The organism is Nonomuraea sp. NPDC049714 (assembly GCF_044465295.1).
Lineage (GTDB): Bacteria > Actinomycetota > Actinomycetes > Streptosporangiales > Streptosporangiaceae > Nonomuraea.
On record NZ_JBITLM010000018.1, the window covers coordinates 101,091 to 118,905 of the forward strand.

A 17,815-nucleotide genomic window follows, 5' to 3' on the forward strand; every position below is an offset into this window, starting at 1 on the left:
GCGCCCGCGGCGGGGGCGGGCGATCGACACTTCACCAGTGAACCAAGGCGCGAGCACCAGGCACGACCCGTTCTCCTTCGCCGAGAGTGAGGAACACCATGAGGGACCAGCCCCCCGTCTCCAGAGCCGTCTCGCGCCGTGGGTTCATCGCCGGAACCGGCTCCGTCCTGGGCCTGGCGGCCCTCGCGGGGCCCGCCGCCGCCCAGGTCAGGAGGGCCGCCGCGGCCCCGCCGATCGCCAACGGGGCGCACGTCGCCGCGCTGGTGATCGGCACCGGTTACGGCGGCTCCGTCGCCGCCCTGCGTCTCGCCCAGGCGGGCGTGGACGTGCACATGATCGAGATGGGCATGGCCTGGGACACGCCCGGCTCCGACGGCAAGATCTTCTGCAACACGCGCGAGCCGGACTACCGGTCCTACTGGCTGCGCACCAGGACCAAGGCGCCGCTCAACTACTTCCTCGGTTTCCCGATCGACAGGGACATCCCGCGCTACACCGGCATCCTGGACGCCGAGGACTTCAGCGGCATCACGGTCTACCAGGGCCGGGGCGTCGGCGGCGGCTCGCTGGTCAACGGCGGCATGGCGGTCACGCCCAAGCGGGAGAACTTCGCCTCCGTCCTGCCGTCGGTCGACGCCGAGGAGATGTACCGCGTCTACTACCCGCGCGCCAACGCCGGGCTGGGGGTCGGCGGCATCGACCCGGCGTGGTTCGACTCCACCGAGTGCTACCAGTACTCACGGGTCGGGCGTAAGCACGCGGAGCGTTCGGGCTTCCCGTTCGTCTTCGTGCCCGACGTGTACGACTGGGACTACATGGAGCAGGAGGCGGCCGGGACCGTCACCCGGTCGGCCCTGGCCGGCGAGATCCTCTACGGCAACAACCACGGCAAGAAGTCCCTGCAGAGGACCTACCTCGCCCAGGCCAGGGCCACCGGCAGGGTGGCCATCTCGGCCCTGCACCAGGTGACCTCGGTCGCCCCGGCGAGTGGCGGCGGCTACACGGTCGTCATCGGCCAGCTGAACACCACCGGCGACACCACGGCCACCAAGACCGTGACCGCGGACCGGGTGTTCTTCGCCGCCGGCAGCGTCGGGACCAGCAAGCTGCTGGTCAAGCTGCGGGCCACCGGCGCGCTGCCGGGCCTGAACAACGAGGTCGGCAAGGGCTGGGGCGACAACGGCAACGTCATGTGCGGCCGGGCCAACCACCTGTGGGACCCGACCGGCAGCCTCCAGTCGGCCATTCCCTGCTCAGGCATCGACAACTGGGCGGCCGGTGGCGCGTTCGCCGAGGTCGCGCCGCTGCCCACCGGCATCGAGACCTTCGCCTCGTTCTACCTGTCGATCACCAACAACCCCCACCGGGCCCAGTTCTCCTACAACGCCGGGACCGGGAAGGTCGAGCTGGACTGGCAGACCTCCTGGAAGCAGCCGTCGATCGACATGGCCAAGACGATCTTCGACAAGATCAACGTCAAGGAGTGGACGATCTACCGGACGGACCTGTTCGGCGTCTACAAGATCTGGGGCGACCACCTCACCTATCACCCGCTCGGCGGCGCGGTGCTGAACAAGGCCACCGACAACTACGGCCGGCTGGCCGGCTATCCCGGCCTGTACGTCATCGACGGCTCCCTGATCCCCGGCAACACCACGGTCAACCCGTTCGTCACCATCACGGCGCTCGCCGAACGCAACATCGAGGAGATCATCGCCACCGATCTGTGACGGCGGCCAGGAGGGCGAGGGCTATATGTCAGGAAATGAACGAAATTTTCTGACCCTCGCCTTCCTCTTCGGTTTTTCAGGGTACGTGGGTTAGCCGAGACAGGCCGCGGCCCCGCGTCGCGACCGGAGACGAGGGGTAAATGGCTGACTCACGACAGGCGGCTCATCAGGAGCGGGCGGCCTCCGTACCGCGGGTCACGGTGGCGTTGACCGTCAACGGCGTCGACCATGTGATCGATGTCGACTCACGGGTGACCCTGCTGGACGCGCTACGCGACACGCTGGCTCTCACGGGCACCAAGAAAGGCTGTGACCAGGGCGCCTGCGGCGCCTGCACGGTGCTGTCGGACGGCAAGCGGATCTTGTCGTGCCTGACCCTGGCCGCACAGTGCGCGGGCCGCTCGATCACCACCATCGAGGGTCTCTCCACCGGCGACGGCCCGCATCCGATGCAGGAGGCGTTCCTCCGCCACGACGCCTTTCAGTGCGGTTACTGCACCTCCGGGCAGATCATGTCGGCGGTGTGCCTGCAGGCCGAGGGGCGGGCGGGGTCGGACGCCGACATCCGCGAGTTCATGAGCGGCAACCTGTGCCGGTGCGGCGCCTATCCGCACATCGTCGCGGCGATCCGCGAGGTGGCGCAGGGCGCGGCGATCCGCGAGGGGGCGGCGAGGGCGGGTGGCGGCGATGCGTGAGTTCGCCTACGTCCGGGCCGACGAGGTGGGGCAGGCGGTGGCGGTGATGACCGCCGATCCCGCCGCGGCCTATCTCGCGGGCGGCACCACCCAGCTGGATCTCATGAAGGACGGCGTGCTGGCGCCCGACCAGCTGATCGACATCACCCGGCTGCCGCTGGGCGGCATCAGCGCGGCCGACGGCACGCTCCGGGTGGGCGCGCTGACCACGATGGAGGAGCTGGCCGCCGACCGGACGGTGGCGGAGCGCCTGCCCTTCCTTCGTGAGGCGCTGCTGCTGGGCGCCTCCGTGCAGTTGCGGAACATGGCGACCATCGGCGGCAACCTGCTCCAGCGCACCCGCTGCCGCTACTTCCGCGACCCGACGGTCCCGGCGTGCAACAAACGCCGTCCGGGCACCGGCTGCGCCGCGGTGACAGGGGCCGCGCGCATGCACGCGATCCTGGGCGCGAGCGAGCACTGCATCGCCACGCACGCCTCCGACATGGCCGTGCCGCTGGTCGCGCTGGACGCGGTCGTGCACCTGCGCGGCCGGTCGGGCGAGCGCGCCGTCCCGCTGCGGGAGTTCTACCGTACGCCCGGCGACACCCCGGACGTGGAGAACGTGCTCGCGCACGGCGAGCTGATCACCGCCGTGGAGATCCCGCTGCTCCCGCCCGGCACCCGCTCCACCTACCTCAAGGTCCGCGATCGGGCCTCCTACGAGTTCGCCCTCGTGTCGGCGGGGGTGGCCCTGCGGCTGGAGGGCGCGGTGATCCAGGAGGCACGCGTCGCGCTCGGCGGCGTCGGGACGGTCCCGTGGCGAGCCCTCGATGCCGAGGAGGTCCTGCGCGGCGCGCCGGCCGGCCCGGACGCCTTCGCGGCGGCGGCCGAGGCCACGGTGCGGGATCCGTTCACGGTGCCCGGCACCGTCTTCAAGGTCGAACTGGCCAAGCGCACCCTGGTGCGCGCACTGCGCGACGCGGCAGGAGGAACGTCATGACAATGGTCGGGCGGGCCAGACTGGTCGGCGCGGGAGTGAACCGGGTGGACGGCCCGATGAAGGTCACCGGCGCCGCGCACTATCCGAACGACGTGGGTTTCCCGAACCTGGCGCACGCCGCGCTCGTACGCAGCACCATCTCCGCGGGGCGGGTCCGCCGGCTGGACACCGGCGCGGCCTTGTCCGCGCCCGGCGTGCTGACCGTCATCACGCACGAGAACGCGCCGTCGCTCGATCCGGCCCAGGACACCTTCCTGTCCGCGCCGCCGCCGCCCCTGCAGGGGGACAGGATCCTGCACTACGGCCAGTACCTCGCGGTCGTGGTGGCCGACACCGCCGAGCAGGCGACGGCCGCGGCCGGGCTGATCTCGGCGGAGTACGAACGGGACGAGCCGGTGACCGACATGGAGGACCCCCGGGCGGAGTGGATCGACGACCCGTGGGGCGCCGACACCCGGCGTGGCGACGCGCGGGCCGCGCTGGCCACCGCCGACGTCACCTTCGAGGCGACCTACACCACGGCGGAGAACACCAACAACCCGCTGGGCCTTTTCGCCACGGTGGCCGCCTGGGACGGCGACACCCTCACCGTGCACGACGCCACCCAGTGGCCCACCTCGCTCCGCACGGCCCTGTCCCGGGTCTTCCGGATCCCGGAGGGAGCGGTACGCGTACTCGCGCCGTACGTAGGCGGCGGCTTCGGCGCCGGGCTGCGCCCCTGGCCGCACGTCATGCTGGCGGCGCTGGCCGCGCGCATGGTGCACCGGCCGGTGAAGCTGGTGCTGACCCGCCCGGAGATGTTCACCGGCATCGGCCACCGTCCGTCCACAGTGCAGCACGTCGCGATCGGGGCCACCCGGGACGGCCGGCTGGTCGCGATCGACCACGACAGCGTCTCCACGCTGCAGATGGAGGGCGACAACCTCGAAATGTGCGCCGCCGGCACAGCGACGGCGTACGCGTGCCCGCACGTCTCCACCCGCGACCGGCAGGTGCGGCTGAACATCCCGTGGGTCAACTCGATGCGCGCGCCCGGCGAGGCGCAGGGGAACTTCGCGCTGGAGTCGGCCATGGACGAGCTGTCCTACGCTCTCGGTGTCGACCCACTCGACCTGCGGCTGCGCAACTACGCCGAGAACCACCCGGGGCTCGGCCTGCCGTGGTCGAGCAAGGCGCTGCGCGAGTGCTTCGAGGTGGGCGCCGAGCTGTTCGGCTGGTCGCGCCGCTCGCCCCGGCCGGGTACGACGCGCGACGGCGACTGGCTGGTCGGCTACGGCCTCGCCGGCATCTCCTACTTCTGGTACCAAGCGCCCTGCCAGGCGCGGGCGACCGTACGGAAGGACGGGACGGCGTGGGTGCGCAGCGCCGTGACCGACATCGGCACGGGCACCTACACCGTGATGACCCAGCTGTCGGCCGAACTGCTCGGCCTGGACCTGGAACGCGTCACCTTCGACCTCGGTGACACCGACCTGCCGCCGGGGGCTCAGGCGGGCGGATCCGGCCTCACCGCGGCGCTGGGCAGCGCCGTGCACGCGGCCTGCCGCAACCTCCTGCGGGCGGTTCTGGAAACGGTCGCCCACGACCCCACCTCACCCCTCGCGGGGTGCGGCATCGACGAGGTCACCGTCTCCGGCGGCCGTATCCACCGGATCGGGACGCCCGGGCGCGGCGAATCCTACGCCGACATCCTCGCCGCGCACGGGCTGACGGAGCTGACCGCCGACGGCGCCAGCACCCCGGCCGACCCGCAGGAGCTCGGCCTGGCGCCCGCGGGCCCGTTCGGCGCCAGGTTCGTGGAGGTCCGCGTCGATCCCGACCTCGGCCTGCTGCGGGTGGCCAGAGTGGTGTCGGTGATCGACGCGGGCCGGATCCTGAACGAGAAGACCGCCACCAGCCAGATCGTCGGCGGCACGGTCGGCGGCATCGGGATGGCCATGTTCGAGGAGACGGTCACCGACGCGGACACCGGGCGGATCGCCAACGCCACGTTCGGCGACTATCTGATCCCCGTGAACGCCGACATCCCCGACATGGAGGTGGTGTTCGTCGGCGAGCCTGACCGGTTCAACCCGATCGGGGTGAAGGGCGTCGGCGAGATCGGCCTCGTCGGCATGGCGGCGGCCATCGCCAACGCGGTCCATCACGCCACGGGCAGGCGGATCCGCTCGCTGCCCATCACGATCGACCAGCTCCTCTAGCCGCCTCTGGCCGATCGGACGGTGGTGGGTGTCAGCTCCTTCCGGCGGGCGCGGGGGCGTCGAACAGCGCGGCGCTGGCCTCGACCAGCATGGCGCGGCCCTTGACCTCGGCGGCGACGTCGGGTCCGACGATGGCGTCCTGGCCGGGGAGCTGGCCGGCGCCGCCCTCAGGGCCGAGCGGGACGACGATCAGGGTGGGCCACCGCTCGTAGGTGGTGGGCTCACCCTCGCCGGTGATCAGCGCACGCAGGTTCGCGGCGAGGAGCTCGGCCTGCGCGCCGGCGAAGGCCGCCATGTTGCGGTCGGCGTCGGCGATGTCGCCGATGGCGTACACACGCTCCTGGCCCTTGACGCGCAGGTGCTCGTCGACCTGGACGTAGCCCTGCGGGTCGCGGGCCTCGGCGAGCGAGCCGCGCAGGTAGTCGGTGTGGGGCTTGACGCCGAAGCAGCGGAACCAGACGTCGGCGGTCAGCTTGTCGCCTCCCTCGGTGGCGATCGCGATCGCAGCGGCGGTGGCCGGCGGAGCGCTCGGCAGCTCGCGCAGCGCGCTGCCGAGCTTGAGCTCGACGCCGAGCTCGTCGAGCTGGCGGCGGAGCTCGTCCCGCAGGGCCTGGTCGTACGGGCCGGGCAGGATGTCGGACGCCCTGTCGGCGATGGTGACGTGCTTGCCGGGGAAGGACGCCTTGATCTCACCGGCGAGTTCGAGCCCGACCGGGCCGGCGCCGATCAGCAGCACCCGCTGAGCGTCCACGATGCTCTGGTGTGCGTCCCGGAACTTGGCCTGGGCCGTCCCGGTGTCCGGGTCGTCGGTCTTGGCGGGGAAGGGATAGAACGACCCGGTGGCCAGGATCAGGTAGTCGGGCTCCAGCTCGCGGCCCGAGGCCAGGGTGACCTTCAGCCCGTCGACCGCCACGGCCCGATCGCGCAGGAAGCGCCCTTCGGTCAGGAGCCGGTCGTAGGGCATGAAGATTCGATCGAGCCACTCGGGCTCCACCAGGGCACGCAGCGCCGCGACGTTGTGCATGAAGGCCTCGGAGGGGTCGACGAGCGTCACGTCGGCGACGTCGTCGAGCCCCTTGGCCAGCTTGAACCCGCCGTAGCCGCCGCCCAGCACCACGACGCTCGGGCGGTGTCCAGCATGCTTCGCCATCAGTTTCTCCTCGCTAGTAATGAACGCGCAGCTAGGCTAATCCTACTTACTAGGAAAAACAAAGTGGCAGCGCTGCGGCTAGCATAGAGCCATGGCCACGCAGATCGAGACAGGCGCCTGCATACGCGCCGAGGAAGGGCTGACGCGCGCTTTCTCCCTGCTCGGCAAGCGCTGGAGCGGCGTCGTGCTCGGCACCCTCGGGCCCGGACCCGCCGGCTTCCGCGAGCTGTCCCGGGCGGTCGACGGGGTGAGCGACTCGGTGCTGTCGGACCGCCTGTCTGAGCTGACCAGAGCGGGCCTGATCGCACGGACCGTGGACGAAGGACCTCCGGTGTCGGTCTCCTACGAGCTGACCGAGGCGGGCCGGGCCCTCATTCCGGCGCTGCACCAGCTCTCGGCCTGGGCCGAGGAGCACCTGCCCGCGCAGAGCTAGGCAGAGCTAGGCAGCGCGGAGGCGGTGCCGCCGAAGCGCTGGAGGAGCGGCCGGGTGCGGCGTATGGTCGCGCATGTGACGCCCTCACCTGTGCGCGGCGACGGAAGCGGCGCATGATCGACCCAGGCCCCCGCGTCGTCCTGGTGCCCGACCTGGGCGAGGACCTGGCCCGCGCCATGGCGCGGCTGGAGGAGTCGCTGCTGATCCTGCGGGCCGCCGAGGAGGACGGGGCGGTGCTGCCCGGTCCCCTGTCCGGCGGCGCGGCCTTGGGCGCGCTGCGGCGGCTGTGGCAGGCGCTGGCTCCCACCCAGGGCCGGCGCGCGGCGGCCGCCTGGCACGCGGGGCGGCTCTACTCCCCCGGCAGGGACGAGCTCGTCCCGCTACGCCTGGTCGACATCGACCCCATCGACGTGGCGACGCTGTCGGCCGCCGCGGCCGTGCTCGGCAGAAGTCTGATCGCCGGATGCCTGCCCGACGAGGGCCGGACCGACGGGAGCCCGATCGACAGGGGCCCCATCGACAGGGGCCCGATCAACGGGGGCCCGATCGACGGGGGCGCGGTGCGCGAGGCCCTGGAGCCGGACGGCGCCGAGCTCGTCGCCGTGGCCGCCGGCATCAGCGGCCTGCTGGACCTGGCCGACACCGGCGACACCATCCTGCTGCGCGAGCGCCTGGCCGCCGCCGGCCTGGGCGCCGACGTCGTGCTCACCCCCGTGGAGGAGCGGGCCTACCGGGCCACGACGGACCGGTTCAACGCGATGTGGCCTCGTCCCTGACCTCCGCGGCCAGAGAGGTGTAGACGGTCACCTCGTCGGGGCTGATGAGACCGTCCTGGATGGCGCAGACGAGCAGCTTCTCCTTGGTGGGCGCGGGCCGGCCCGCCGCCGCGTACTTGATCCGGGCCCGGTCGATGTACTGCCGGACCGTGCGCTCCTTGATCCCCATCCGGGCCGCCACCGACGCCTTCGACATCGACTGGAACCAGAACAGCAGCGCGGCCCGCTCCTTGTCCGACAGCTGCGGCCGATGCGGGCTCTCGTCCGTCGCGATCGCCTGCGCCATCGGCGGCGTCACGCTCGGCCTGTCGGCCGCCACCTCCAGGAGCGTCTCCAGGCAGGACTCCCGCGTGGCCCGCCCCTTGCCGATGAACGCCGAGGCCCCCGCGTCCAGCACCACGCGCACCGTCTCCGGCTCCTCGTGCTCGGAGAAGACGACCACCCGCTGCCCGCCCCCGCACAGCTCGGCGATCCGGTCGATGACCATGGTGCCGTTCAGGTTCAGGTCGAGCAGCAGCACGTCGGCGTCCGTGCCCTGGACGGACTCGATGGTGGGCCCCTGGGCGACCAGCTCCACCGGCCCCGGCTGCCGGAACCACGACCTGACCCCGTCCACCACCACCTGGTGGTCCTCCACCAGGGCTACCGTCACCCGCCCTGCCAGATGCTGTTGACCCATACCTCCCCTTCCTGCCGCTGGTAGGTGACGACGACCCCGCTGGACTCGTGCACGGGGCCCGCGCTGATGGGCAGGTCGTCGCTGTCGGCCACGACGGCCACGCTCACCATGGCGGACATCGCGGACACGGTGACCCGGGCCCGTGACCTGGCGCCGTCCAGTGCCTGGATCGGCGCTCTGAGCAGATCCTCCCGCACGCCCGCCGGCAGGGCCGGCAGGGCCGCGCCGAACGGCGGCGCCGTCACCAGGACCTTGCGCCGCTCGGCCGCGTCGATCCGCCGGCGCAGCGTCGACACCAGCTCGTCGGGCAGGTCCTCCCGCTCGGTGATGAGGCGGCGCAGCCGCATGGCCCCGGCCGTGCAGTCCTCGCGTACGCGGGGATCGCCCGGATCGGCGCCGTCGGCGAGCTGCTCCAGCAGCGACTCCGCGACCTCGCGGATCGCGGCGTACCGGCGCAGCCGGTCGGCGTGGATGGTCCGCGCCGAGGTGCGCCAGGCGTCGTCGGCGGCGAGCCTGCGGGCCAGCAGCACGGCGTCCTCCGCGCGGGAGCGCAGGGTGTGGCTGCCCGCCATGTAGCCGAGCTGCAGGGTGGCACTGCCGGCCATCACCACCAGGTACTTGGCGATCGAGACCCGGTCGAGCGTCCCGGTCACGGCCATCGCCGCCAGCATGATGCCCGCGTTCGCGCACAGGAACGCGATCACCTCGGCCCGCCAGCGCGGCCGGTTCCACAGCAGCACGACGCCGAGCCAGCCCACCGATCCCCAGCCCCAGTCGATCGGGCCGAGCAGATCCCCGGGACGGCAGGCCAGGATCACCGCGACGTCCACGGCCAGGGCGGCGACGACGAGCTCGCGTGCTCTCGCCGGGCCGCGGGAGGAGCGCGTCAGCGAGAGCGCGGCGATCACCGCGATCGCGGTGTGGACGATCCAGGCGAGCGCCGCCAGCTCCGGCAGGCGGTAGTCCTGCCAGCCGGTGATCGTCATGGTGAGGTCGTAGCCGAGGTGCCAGGCCATGGTGATCACCAGGGCGCCGATGGCGGTGTAGCGGATGTAGCGCCGCGCCACCTGCTCGATGTCGTCGGTCATGGCCGCCACCACAGGCTCACTTTCGTGCCCTGGCAGCCGGAGGAGATCTCCGCGCCGCCGTTGGGCAGGGAGCGCATCGTGCCGAGGATGGAGCCGCGTACGCCGAACCTGTCGGGCGGTAACCGGTCCTGGTCGAACCCGCCGCCCTCGTCGGCGACCTCCACGCGGATCTCGCCGGCGCGGTGGCACGAGACCAGCTCGGCCTCGCGCACCCCGGCGTGCCGGGCGATGTTCGCCAGCGCCTCGGTGACGGCGCGGGCGAACCGCTCGGCCACGTCGCCGGGCACCGTCGCCGGGATCAGGCTCCGGTGGACCTCCAGGCCCGTCGCGCGGCCGGCCACCTCCTCCAGCAGGGCGTCCAGGGCGATGGGGGCGGAGTCGGCGCGCGGCCTGTCGCGCAGCCGCTCCAGCGCCGACAGGTCCGTGACCGCCTGGGCGCGCAGGGTCGCCGAGGGCCCGTCGTAGGTGCCGAGGCCGACCATCGTCAGCGTGTGCAGCGAGGTCTCATGGACGCTGCTGACCTGCCTCAGCTCGTCCTCGCGGCGCAGCCGTTCGACCATGAGCGCGATCTGGGCGCGCGCGCTGCCGTGGAGGAAGGCGTCGGCGGACGCGGCCGAGCGGCGCAGGAGCGTCATCAGCAGCACGATCGAGACGATCTGCACGAGATGGATCATCAGGGTGCCGTAGACGTCCTGCGCGGGCGAGGCGAGCCGCATCCCCACCAGGTACGCCCCCGCGACGGCCAGCGCGGCGGGGATCGCCACCCTGGGCGGCCAGGCGACCACGGCCAGGATGATGCTCATCGTGACCAGCCCCGCGATCCAGCTCGCCCCGCCTTCGAGCGCCTCCGCCGCCACCAGGTGGCGCTGCGCGAGGCAGAGCGCGACGGTGGTGACCACATCACCGGCCACCTGCCATCCGCGCAGCGGCCGCCGCCGCCAGGCCAGGCGCAGGAACAGGGCGGTCCACCCGAGTTCGAGCGTCAGCAGGGGCGCCAGCCACAGGAAGGAGACCGGCGCGGCGGCGCCGAGGATCGCGGCGACGGCCACCACCAGACCCGTCACACCGCGCACGCCCGTGGCGGTGCGCGTGACGGCCGACTCCACCTGCCTGGCCGCCGAGTCGTATCGGGTGGATCCGAGGTGCGTCACGTGCCGCCCGCCCGTGATGAGAGCACAGGAAGGGCCTCACGATAGCGCACCGGGTGAGGGTGAGCCGGCAGAAAGCTCCGGGCAAGTCGGCGGATGGGGTCATGGGGCGCATGGCGTATCCCTCGGGCCGTCTTTCGTACGGCATTCGCCGCATTTCACACCCTGGCCGCCTCGACGGCCGCCCGGCATGACGGTCGATCGGCCGTCAGTCGCATCACCCCGGGGAAGCGTTCAATGGGCCCGTGTCGCGACGACGCGATACGGGCCCAGTGTCGTGACGACGCGACGAAAGGGGACCTCATGACCTTCATCGTGGTCACGATCCTGGCCAGCTGCCTGTCCGCGATGGCGGTGCACGGCCGGCGCAGGAGCTGGCCTCCCGGCCTGCCGGCCACGCGGCCCCGGCTGGTGGCGGTGGGCGGCACGTACGAGGGCTCGCACGGCCACCCTTCCGACGCGTACGTCATCCAGGAGCGGCTGATCGCGGCGGCCGCCGGCGTCGGCGGCGCGGAGCTCTCCCAGAGCGCCGCCGCCCTGGCGCTGGGCGCCGTGGTCGCCGCCCGGCCGCAGCACCCGGGCAGGCGGGAGGAGGACCTGACCGACTGCGCCGAGGCGGCGCACCAGGCCGTGCGCACCGCCGCCATGAGCACGCCGGCCATGTCCGGCCTGGCCAGCACCCTGGACCTGATCATCCTCGATCCGGGCGAGCGCCCGTGCCTGCGCTACGCGCACGTCGGCGACGGCGCCATCTGGCACTGCGCCAAGGGCGCGGAGCCCCGGCTGCTCACCACGGCGCACCGGGCCGGCGACGGCTCGCCGCCGCACGCGGCCGGCCCGGCGTCCGGCCCCGCCCCCCAGGACGGCACCCGCCGCCAGGCCCGCACCGGTCCCCAGGTCGCCGTGCCCCAGGTCGCTGTGCCCCAGGTCGGCACCGTGCCGCTGCGCCCGGGTGACCGCGTCGTGATCGTCACCGACGGGGTGATCCGGGCCCTCGGCGTCCCGCGGCTGACGGCGCTGGTCGCCGCGGGGGCCTCCCCCGCCGTCTGCCTGGACAGGTTGTACGACGAGATGGCGGCCGTCGAGCCGAAGGACGACGCCACGGTGATCATCGCGGACTTCGTGACCGTCTGAGCCCGTCAGCCGCCCACCCGGTCGAGCCGCTGGTACAGGCCGTACACGAAACGGGCGCGGTAGGCGGCGCCCTCGTGCGTGAAGTCGACCGCCCAGTGGTGCGGGGCCTGGCCTTCGCGGTGGGCGGCTCCGGGGAAACTCGCCTGGACGTCGGCGACGACGCACCGCCAGGCGGTCAGCTCCTCGAAGGTCACGGCGGCCGGGGCGCCGGGGCGGACGAACCACTGGTTCCACAGCCCGCCATCGGGGCCGAGCAGGGCTTCGTACTCCAGCCCCGGCCAGGACGGCAGCGCCCAGCGAAGCACCTCGCAGGTCAGGCTGCCGAACGGCTGCGGCCCCCGGTGGGCCGGCGGGCCGAGGGCGGCCCGCAGCGGGGCCGCGCCCTTGCGGACGTGGATCATCCTGGTCCACTGGGTGTGCGCGGCGCGCAGCTCGGCCCGCGAGGCGCCCATGGCCTCGATGCCGGCCGCCACCCTCTCGGCGTTGAGGTCGCGCATCCGATGCATCAAGGCCAGCTCGAACTGGCGAACCCCGAACTCCATGCCCACCAGCCTGCCAGTAACCCAGCGCCGGTCAGCCCGCCCGGCCGTGCGTGACGGGCAGCCCTGTGCCGGTCAGGCGCTCGGCCAGCTCCTCGGGAGCCGCCGTGGTGTCGCCGGGCAGGCGGTAGAGCTCCTCCAGGACGGCACGGGCGAGGTCGTCGTCGGCCACGGCGGCGTCCCAGAGCACCTCGTCGCCGTCGGTCGTGACGGCGAAGGCGAAGAACGCGCAGCAGGCCTTCTCCCGGACGGTCAGGTCGCGGACCCACGCCTCGACGCCCTCGTCGGCGCGCAGCCGGAACCGGATGCCGTGCGCGGTCCGCTCCCGGCCGACGTAGGCGGTGTCGAAGAGCCGCCGGTACTCGGCCAGTCGCTCCGGCATGGTGTCGAGGGCGCTGCTCAGGTCGCACGCGATGGGGGTGGATGACGCTGGGATGTCCACGGCCGGTCTCCTCCTGGTCGGTCTTGTGGTGCCTGCACCCAGACCCTAAAGTCTGGACTCAGGTCCAGGGTCAAGGGATATGGCGAGTCTGGATCCGTTCAGGAGCAGAGGAGTGTGGCGCGTGAAGATCGGGCAGGTGGCCAGGGCGGCCGGGGTGAGCGTTGACACGGTGCGCTTCTACGAGCGGCGCGGCGTGCTGCCCGCCGCGCCGCGCAGGGCGTCGGGTTATCGCGTCTTCGACGGGTCCGCCGTGGACCGGATCCGCTCCGCCAAGGCCATGCAGGAGCTCGGCTTCACCTTGGAGGAGGTCGTCGACGCCCTGCGAGCGCACGACGCCGGCGACGCCACCTGTGACAGCGAGCGGTGGCGCCTGGAGGCGGTGGTGGACCGGCTCGACGCCAGGATCGCCGAGTTGACCGGCGCCCGCCGGGGCGCGCTGGAGAGCCTGGAGGACTGCCGGTCCGGCCGGTGCCGGCTCGTCGGCGGGTAGGCCGCCGTCTCAGTGGTGGTAGGCGTGGATGACGGCGTGGCCCTTGCCCCGGCCGATGATCCACTTGTTGACCGGGGTGGTGACCACGAACGCCACCGCGAAGGCGACGGCCAGCGCCCCCCAGAACAGGGCCGAGGTCAGCCCGGCCGTCATCGCGCCGGGGATGACCAGCATCACGCCGTTGTCCACGATCTCCATCACGATGATCGACACTGTGTCGGCGGCCAACGCCAGCTTGACCGCCGAGCCCCAGCCGACCCCGGCCCTGCGCAGCGGGATCAGCGTGAGCAGATAGCCGAACATGAAGGCCAGGACGACGGCCAGGGCGATGGAGGGGGCGACGGACCAGCCCAGGGCCGTCGCGATCACCAGGCCGAGGACCTCGCCGATGGCGCACCCGGTGAGGCAGTGCAGGGTCGCCGAGGCGGCCATCCCCCACGTCGCCTTGCCGATGGTGTGCTGCTCGGCATGGCCACCATGGTGCTCGGACATGTCGCTTCCTCTCATGGACATAGCCAGAACATATACCCATGGGGGGTATCTTGCAACGGACGCCCTACGAGGCGGCCCGATCCGGCCGCACGCGGGCCAGTCGCGCGCGGAGGTAGCCGGTGACCGAGACGCCGCCGGTGAGACACCAGAGGGCGATCACCGGATCACAGATCGCGCAGCCGAAGGAGGAGTGCTCCGCGAACGGGATGATCGGGCTGCCCTTCAGGTGGTGCAGCACGTCCCAGCCGGTGTGCAGCAGCCAGCCGATCCCGATGAACGTCCACGACTCCAGGCCGCGATAGGCGCAGTAGGTGACGACGGCCGTGAAGGCGAACTCCCAGAGGCCGAGGCCCCCGCTGCTGAGGTAGGCCGCCCCCGCTCCGGCCACCATGATGGCGTTGAGTCGACGCCGGTGCGGCTCGCGGATGAGGGACATCAGTGACACGTAGGCGATGCCGATCAGAATCGGCGCGATGACGGTCATCGTCGGGACACGTCCTCAGAGTGGGGTGACAGCGTGCGGAAGGCGGCCTGTCCGGAAGGCCGCCTAGAGGCTAGCCAGCGCTCACACCTTGCTCCTAGTGGCAGGATGGACAACTTCCCACGGGATCTCGCCAACAGCCTCTGAACAGGTGGAAGACCTTGACGTAGGGCCACCACCCGGTGGCGTGATCCCGGTGGCACGGTAGATTCCCGCCATGCACACCGTCGCCGTCCTGGCGCTGGACCAGGTGATCCCCTTCGACCTGGCCACGCCCATCGAGGTCTTCACCCGCACCCGGCTCCCCGACGGCCGCCCCGGCTACCAGGTCCGCGTCTGCGCCGAGCGGCCGGAGGTCGACGCCGGCGCGTTCGCCCTGCGCGCGCCGTGGGACCTGGACGGCCTCAAGGACGCCGACACGATCATCGTGCCGGGGACCGCCGGCCCGACGTCCCCTCTGTCACCCGCCGTCGGCGACGCGCTCAGGGCGGCGGCCGCGCACGGCACCAGGATCGCCTCGATCTGCACGGGCACGTTCGTCCTGGCGGCCACCGGGCTGCTCACCGGCCTGCGCGCCACCACCCACTGGGCCGCCGCCGACCGGCTCGCCGCCGCCCATCCCGACCTCGACGTCGACCCCGACGTGCTGTACGTCGACAACGGGCAGTTCCTCACCTCCGCCGGCGCCGCGGCCGGGCTGGACCTGTGCCTGCACCTGATCCGCCGCGACTACGGCTCGGCCGTCGCCGCCGACGCGGCCCGCCTGTCGGTCATGCCGCTGGAGCGCGAGGGCGGCCAGGCCCAGTTCATCGTCCAGCGGCATCCGCCCACCCCCCGAGGCTCCACCCTCGAACCACTGCTCACCTGGATGCGGGAGAACCTGGCCCGCGACCTCACCCTGGCCGATCTCGCCGCGCGCGCGGGCATGAGCACCCGCACCCTGATCCGCCGCTTCCGTGAGCAGACCGGCACGACGCCGCTGCGCTGGCTGCACCTGGCCCGGGTCCGCCAGGCGCAGCACCTGCTGGAGACCACCCGGCACTCCGTCGAGCGCGTCGGCGCCCAGGTGGGTTTCGGTTCGCTCACCACCTTCCGCGACCACTTCAAACGCACCACCGGCGTCAGCCCGCAGACCTACCGCCGCGCCTTCCGCCCGGCGGACGGCGCCTCCGCTGAGTGACGACGCGTTTACCCGGCCGCCCCACTCGGCGCCGGGGCGTACCCGGCGGGCCGGGTGGTGAATGTCCCGCGGCCCTGAGTGCGGCTGCGCAGGCGGGTCGCGTAGCCGAACAGCTCCGCGAGCGGCACGGTGGCGGTGATCACCACCATGCCGCCGGGCCCGGTCCGCGCGGCCGAGCCCGACACCCGGCCACGCCGCGCCGCCAGGTCGCCCAGCACCCCGCCGACGGCGTCCTCCGGCACCGTGGCCGTGACCTCGACCACCGGTTCCAGCAGCACCATCGCGCAGGCGCGCAGCGCCTCACGCAGCGCGAACCGGCCGGCCGTCCGGAACGCCAGCTCCGAGGAGTCCTTGGCATGGGTCGCCCCGTCGGTCAGCGTGACGCGCAGCCCCGTCACCGGGTGGCCGCCGAGCGGGCCGTCGGCCAGCGCGTCCCGGCATCCGGCCTCCACCGCCCGGACGTACTCCCGGGGCACCCGGCCGCCGACGACGGTGGAGCCGAACGCGAAGCCCGTCGCGCCGTCTCCGTCCAGCGGCCGCACGTCGAGGACGACATGGGCGTACTGCCCGGCTCCGCCGTCCTGCTTGACGTGCCGGTACAGCAGCCCGCTCACCCCACGGACCACGGTCTCCCGCAGCGCGACCTGTGGCCGCCCCACGCCGATGTCGAGTCCGCGGTCGCGGCGGATCTTCTCCACCGCCACCTCCAGGTGCAGCTCGCCCATCCCCGACAGCACCGTCTGTCCGGTCTCGGAGTCCGTGCGGACGGCGAGCGACGGATCCTCCTCGACCAGCCGCGCCAGCGCCGTCGCCAGCCGCTCGGCGTCGGTGCTCCGGCGCGCCTCGACCGCCACGGACACCACCGGGTCGGCGACGACCGGCGGTTCGAGGAGCAGCGGCGCCGCCGGCGCGCACAGAGTGGCGCCGGGCCGGGCGGCCTTCAGCCCGACCACGGCGACGATGTCACCGGCCACCGCCCGCTCGACCTCGGTGTGCCGCTCCGCCCGCACGCGCAGGATCCGGCCGATCCGCTCGGTGCGCCCCGCGCCCGCGTCCAGCACCGTGTCTCCCTTCCGCGCCGTTCCCGAATACACCCGCAGGTACGTCAACCGCCCGGTCGCGGTGGCGTTGACCTTGACCACCAGCGCGGCGAACGGCGCCTCCGGATCGGCCGCCCGAGCCACCTCCACGCCGTCCTGGAGACCGCGTACCGGCGGCACGTCCAGCGGTGAGGGCAGGTAGGCCACGATCGCGTCGAGCAGCGGCTCGATGCCGCGGTCGCGGTAGGCGGAGCCGCACAGCACCACCACGCCCTCGCCCGTGCGGGTGAGGTCGCGCAGCGCGGCGGTGAGCGTCGGCGCGGAGATCTCCGGCTCCGCGCAGAACTCCTCCAGTGCCGTCGGGTGCAGCTCGGCGACCGTCTCCTCCAGCAGCCGGCGGCGCCGCCGTGCCTCCTCCAGCAGCGAGCCGGGCACCGGTCCCTCGGCCATGGAGTCGCCGGCCCAGACCAGCGACCGCATGGTCAGCAGGTCCACCACGCCGGTGAAGCCGTCCTCCCGGCCGATCGGGAGCTGGACCACCAGCGGCGTCACGTGCAGCCGCTCGCGGATGGACTCCACGGCCGTGTCGAGGTCGGCGCCGGCGCGGTCGAGCTTGTTGACGAAGGCGATCCGGGGCACCCCGTGCCGGTCGGCCCGCCGCCACACCGACTCACTCTGCGGCTCGACGCCCGCCACGGCGTCGAACACCGCGACGGCGCCGTCGAGCACCCGCAGCGAGCGCTCGACCTCGTCGGAGAAGTCGACGTGGCCGGGCGTGTCGATGAGGTTGATCCGGTGGCCGTCCCAGGCGCAGCTGACGACCGCGGCGAAGATGGTGATGCCGCGATCCCGCTCCTGGGAGTCGAAGTCGGTGACGGTCGTCCCCTCGTGGACCTCGCCGCGCTTGTAGGTGGCGCCGGTGAGGTAGAGGATCCGTTCGGTGACGGTGGTCTTGCCGGCGTCGACGTGGGCGAGGATGCCCAGGTTGCGGAGGCCGGTCAGCGGTTCGGTGAGGTGATGGTGCGGGTTGGTGCGCATGGCCCGGAGCCCTTTCAAGGACGAGCTGAGGTCAGGACAGCGCGATTCCCGGATGTGACGGCCCGTTCGGCCCACGCGGAAACGACCGCGTGGGGCA

General features: G+C 72.6%; 18 protein-coding genes. 9 read left to right on the forward strand and 9 right to left on the reverse strand.

Features of this window, described 5'->3' with window-relative positions; all coding sequences use genetic code 11:
* Positions 1-98: 98 nt before the first annotated feature.
* From ACIBQX_RS45645 to ACIBQX_RS45660, 4 genes are all read left to right on the forward strand, one after another.
* Positions 99-1,730 carry a GMC oxidoreductase gene (locus tag ACIBQX_RS45645; RefSeq protein WP_397016148.1) on the forward strand — a complete coding sequence of 544 codons (1,632 nt, stop codon included), beginning with the start codon at positions 99-101 and terminating at the stop codon, positions 1,728-1,730.
* Between the two features lie 140 nt (positions 1,731-1,870).
* Entirely contained in the window at positions 1,871-2,425 is a 555-nt protein-coding gene (locus ACIBQX_RS45650; RefSeq protein ID WP_397016150.1) for a (2Fe-2S)-binding protein, read from the forward strand.
* Positions 2,418-3,407 carry an FAD binding domain-containing protein gene (locus tag ACIBQX_RS45655; RefSeq protein ID WP_397016152.1) on the forward strand — a complete coding sequence of 330 codons (990 nt, stop codon included), beginning with the start codon at positions 2,418-2,420 and terminating at the stop codon, positions 3,405-3,407. The genes ACIBQX_RS45650 and ACIBQX_RS45655 overlap by 8 nt, the downstream gene beginning before the upstream one ends.
* Positions 3,404-5,608 carry a xanthine dehydrogenase family protein molybdopterin-binding subunit gene (locus tag ACIBQX_RS45660; RefSeq protein WP_397016154.1) on the forward strand — a complete coding sequence of 735 codons (2,205 nt, stop codon included), beginning with the start codon at positions 3,404-3,406 and terminating at the stop codon, positions 5,606-5,608. Before ACIBQX_RS45655 ends, ACIBQX_RS45660 begins: the two co-directional genes overlap by 4 nt.
* A 31-nt stretch (positions 5,609-5,639) precedes the next feature.
* Here the strand turns inward: ACIBQX_RS45660 and ACIBQX_RS45665 are convergent, their stop codons facing one another.
* Positions 5,640-6,758: an NAD(P)/FAD-dependent oxidoreductase gene (locus ACIBQX_RS45665; RefSeq protein WP_397016156.1), complete on the reverse strand. Its 1,119-nt coding sequence runs from the start codon at positions 6,756-6,758 to the stop codon at positions 5,640-5,642.
* Between the two features lie 91 nt (positions 6,759-6,849).
* Between ACIBQX_RS45665 and ACIBQX_RS45670 the strand changes: the two genes are divergently transcribed.
* The gene (locus ACIBQX_RS45670; RefSeq protein ID WP_397016158.1) at positions 6,850-7,191 is read left to right on the forward strand and encodes a winged helix-turn-helix transcriptional regulator; all 342 of its coding nucleotides are present in this window, start codon (positions 6,850-6,852) and stop codon (positions 7,189-7,191) included.
* 113 nt (positions 7,192-7,304) lie between these two features.
* Positions 7,305-7,967 carry a hypothetical protein gene (locus ACIBQX_RS45675; RefSeq protein ID WP_397016160.1) on the forward strand — a complete coding sequence of 221 codons (663 nt, stop codon included), beginning with the start codon at positions 7,305-7,307 and terminating at the stop codon, positions 7,965-7,967.
* On the opposite strand, the gene ACIBQX_RS45680 is transcribed toward ACIBQX_RS45675, so the two are convergent.
* The 3 genes from ACIBQX_RS45680 to ACIBQX_RS45690 are packed head-to-tail and all read right to left on the reverse strand — an operon-like array spanning position 7,942 to position 10,885.
* Positions 7,942-8,646: a DNA-binding response regulator gene (locus tag ACIBQX_RS45680; RefSeq protein ID WP_397016162.1), complete on the reverse strand. Its 705-nt coding sequence runs from the start codon at positions 8,644-8,646 to the stop codon at positions 7,942-7,944. The two genes, ACIBQX_RS45675 and ACIBQX_RS45680, sit on opposite strands and share 26 nt — an antisense overlap.
* A complete protein-coding gene (locus ACIBQX_RS45685) occupies positions 8,616-9,734 on the reverse strand; it encodes a hypothetical protein (RefSeq protein ID WP_397016164.1) in 1,119 nt (372 codons plus the stop codon). Before ACIBQX_RS45685 ends, ACIBQX_RS45680 begins: the two co-directional genes overlap by 31 nt.
* Complete coding sequence (locus ACIBQX_RS45690; RefSeq protein WP_397016166.1) at positions 9,731-10,885, reverse strand: sensor histidine kinase; 1,155 nt, start codon at positions 10,883-10,885, stop codon at positions 9,731-9,733. Before ACIBQX_RS45690 ends, ACIBQX_RS45685 begins: the two co-directional genes overlap by 4 nt.
* Positions 10,886-11,185: 300 nt before the next feature.
* Between ACIBQX_RS45690 and ACIBQX_RS45695 the strand changes: the two genes are divergently transcribed.
* Positions 11,186-12,016: a PP2C family protein-serine/threonine phosphatase gene (locus ACIBQX_RS45695; protein ID WP_397016168.1), complete on the forward strand. Its 831-nt coding sequence runs from the start codon at positions 11,186-11,188 to the stop codon at positions 12,014-12,016.
* A gap of 5 nt (positions 12,017-12,021) precedes the next feature.
* On the opposite strand, the gene ACIBQX_RS45700 is transcribed toward ACIBQX_RS45695, so the two are convergent.
* Together ACIBQX_RS45700 and ACIBQX_RS45705 are read right to left on the reverse strand one after the other, a co-directional pair.
* Positions 12,022-12,558, reverse strand: a complete 537-nt coding sequence (locus tag ACIBQX_RS45700) for a hypothetical protein (protein ID WP_397016170.1) — start codon at positions 12,556-12,558, stop codon at positions 12,022-12,024.
* A gap of 31 nt (positions 12,559-12,589) precedes the next feature.
* Complete coding sequence (locus tag ACIBQX_RS45705; RefSeq protein WP_397016171.1) at positions 12,590-12,997, reverse strand: hypothetical protein; 408 nt, start codon at positions 12,995-12,997, stop codon at positions 12,590-12,592.
* 121 nt (positions 12,998-13,118) lie between these two features.
* On the opposite strand from ACIBQX_RS45705, the gene ACIBQX_RS45710 reads away from it, so the two are divergent.
* Positions 13,119-13,487: a MerR family transcriptional regulator gene (locus ACIBQX_RS45710; RefSeq protein WP_397016173.1), complete on the forward strand. Its 369-nt coding sequence runs from the start codon at positions 13,119-13,121 to the stop codon at positions 13,485-13,487.
* A gap of 9 nt (positions 13,488-13,496) precedes the next feature.
* Here the strand turns inward: ACIBQX_RS45710 and ACIBQX_RS45715 are convergent, their stop codons facing one another.
* Both ACIBQX_RS45715 and ACIBQX_RS45720 read right to left on the reverse strand, forming a co-directional pair.
* Complete coding sequence (locus ACIBQX_RS45715) at positions 13,497-13,979, reverse strand: DUF4396 domain-containing protein (protein WP_397016175.1); 483 nt, start codon at positions 13,977-13,979, stop codon at positions 13,497-13,499.
* Between the two features lie 64 nt (positions 13,980-14,043).
* Positions 14,044-14,463 carry a DUF6010 family protein gene (locus tag ACIBQX_RS45720; RefSeq protein WP_397016177.1) on the reverse strand — a complete coding sequence of 140 codons (420 nt, stop codon included), beginning with the start codon at positions 14,461-14,463 and terminating at the stop codon, positions 14,044-14,046.
* Positions 14,464-14,677: 214 nt separating this feature from the next.
* Here ACIBQX_RS45720 and ACIBQX_RS45725 point away from each other — a divergent pair, with 214 nt between their 5' ends.
* Entirely contained in the window at positions 14,678-15,640 is a 963-nt protein-coding gene (locus tag ACIBQX_RS45725) for a GlxA family transcriptional regulator (protein ID WP_397016179.1), read from the forward strand.
* An 8-nt stretch (positions 15,641-15,648) separates the two neighbouring features.
* On the opposite strand, the gene fusA is transcribed toward ACIBQX_RS45725, so the two are convergent.
* Entirely contained in the window at positions 15,649-17,718 is a 2,070-nt protein-coding gene (fusA, locus tag ACIBQX_RS45730; protein WP_397016181.1) for an elongation factor G, read from the reverse strand.
* Positions 17,719-17,815: the final 97 nt, after the last annotated feature.

What these genes read in the sequence shown, in the direction of transcription:
- ACIBQX_RS45645 (WP_397016148.1), top strand. Translation starts at nt 99, where the DNA reads ATGAGGGACCAGCCCCCCGTCTCCAGAGCCGTCTCGCGCCGTGGGTTC.
- ACIBQX_RS45650 (WP_397016150.1), top strand. Translation starts at nt 1,871, where the DNA reads ATGGCTGACTCACGACAGGCGGCTCATCAGGAGCGGGCGGCCTCCGTA.
- ACIBQX_RS45655 (WP_397016152.1), top strand. Translation starts at nt 2,418, where the DNA reads ATGCGTGAGTTCGCCTACGTCCGGGCCGACGAGGTGGGGCAGGCGGTG.
- ACIBQX_RS45660 (WP_397016154.1), top strand. Translation starts at nt 3,404, where the DNA reads ATGACAATGGTCGGGCGGGCCAGACTGGTCGGCGCGGGAGTGAACCGG.
- ACIBQX_RS45665 (WP_397016156.1), bottom strand. Translation starts at nt 6,758, where the DNA reads ATGGCGAAGCATGCTGGACACCGCCCGAGCGTCGTGGTGCTGGGCGGC.
- ACIBQX_RS45670 (WP_397016158.1), top strand. Translation starts at nt 6,850, where the DNA reads ATGGCCACGCAGATCGAGACAGGCGCCTGCATACGCGCCGAGGAAGGG.
- ACIBQX_RS45675 (WP_397016160.1), top strand. Translation starts at nt 7,305, where the DNA reads ATGATCGACCCAGGCCCCCGCGTCGTCCTGGTGCCCGACCTGGGCGAG.
- ACIBQX_RS45680 (WP_397016162.1), bottom strand. Translation starts at nt 8,646, where the DNA reads ATGGGTCAACAGCATCTGGCAGGGCGGGTGACGGTAGCCCTGGTGGAG.
- ACIBQX_RS45685 (WP_397016164.1), bottom strand. Translation starts at nt 9,734, where the DNA reads ATGACCGACGACATCGAGCAGGTGGCGCGGCGCTACATCCGCTACACC.
- ACIBQX_RS45695 (WP_397016168.1), top strand. Translation starts at nt 11,186, where the DNA reads ATGACCTTCATCGTGGTCACGATCCTGGCCAGCTGCCTGTCCGCGATG.
- ACIBQX_RS45700 (WP_397016170.1), bottom strand. Translation starts at nt 12,558, where the DNA reads ATGGAGTTCGGGGTTCGCCAGTTCGAGCTGGCCTTGATGCATCGGATG.
- ACIBQX_RS45715 (WP_397016175.1), bottom strand. Translation starts at nt 13,979, where the DNA reads ATGTCCGAGCACCATGGTGGCCATGCCGAGCAGCACACCATCGGCAAG.
- ACIBQX_RS45720 (WP_397016177.1), bottom strand. Translation starts at nt 14,463, where the DNA reads ATGACCGTCATCGCGCCGATTCTGATCGGCATCGCCTACGTGTCACTG.
- ACIBQX_RS45725 (WP_397016179.1), top strand. Translation starts at nt 14,678, where the DNA reads ATGCACACCGTCGCCGTCCTGGCGCTGGACCAGGTGATCCCCTTCGAC.
- fusA (WP_397016181.1), bottom strand. Translation starts at nt 17,718, where the DNA reads ATGCGCACCAACCCGCACCATCACCTCACCGAACCGCTGACCGGCCTC.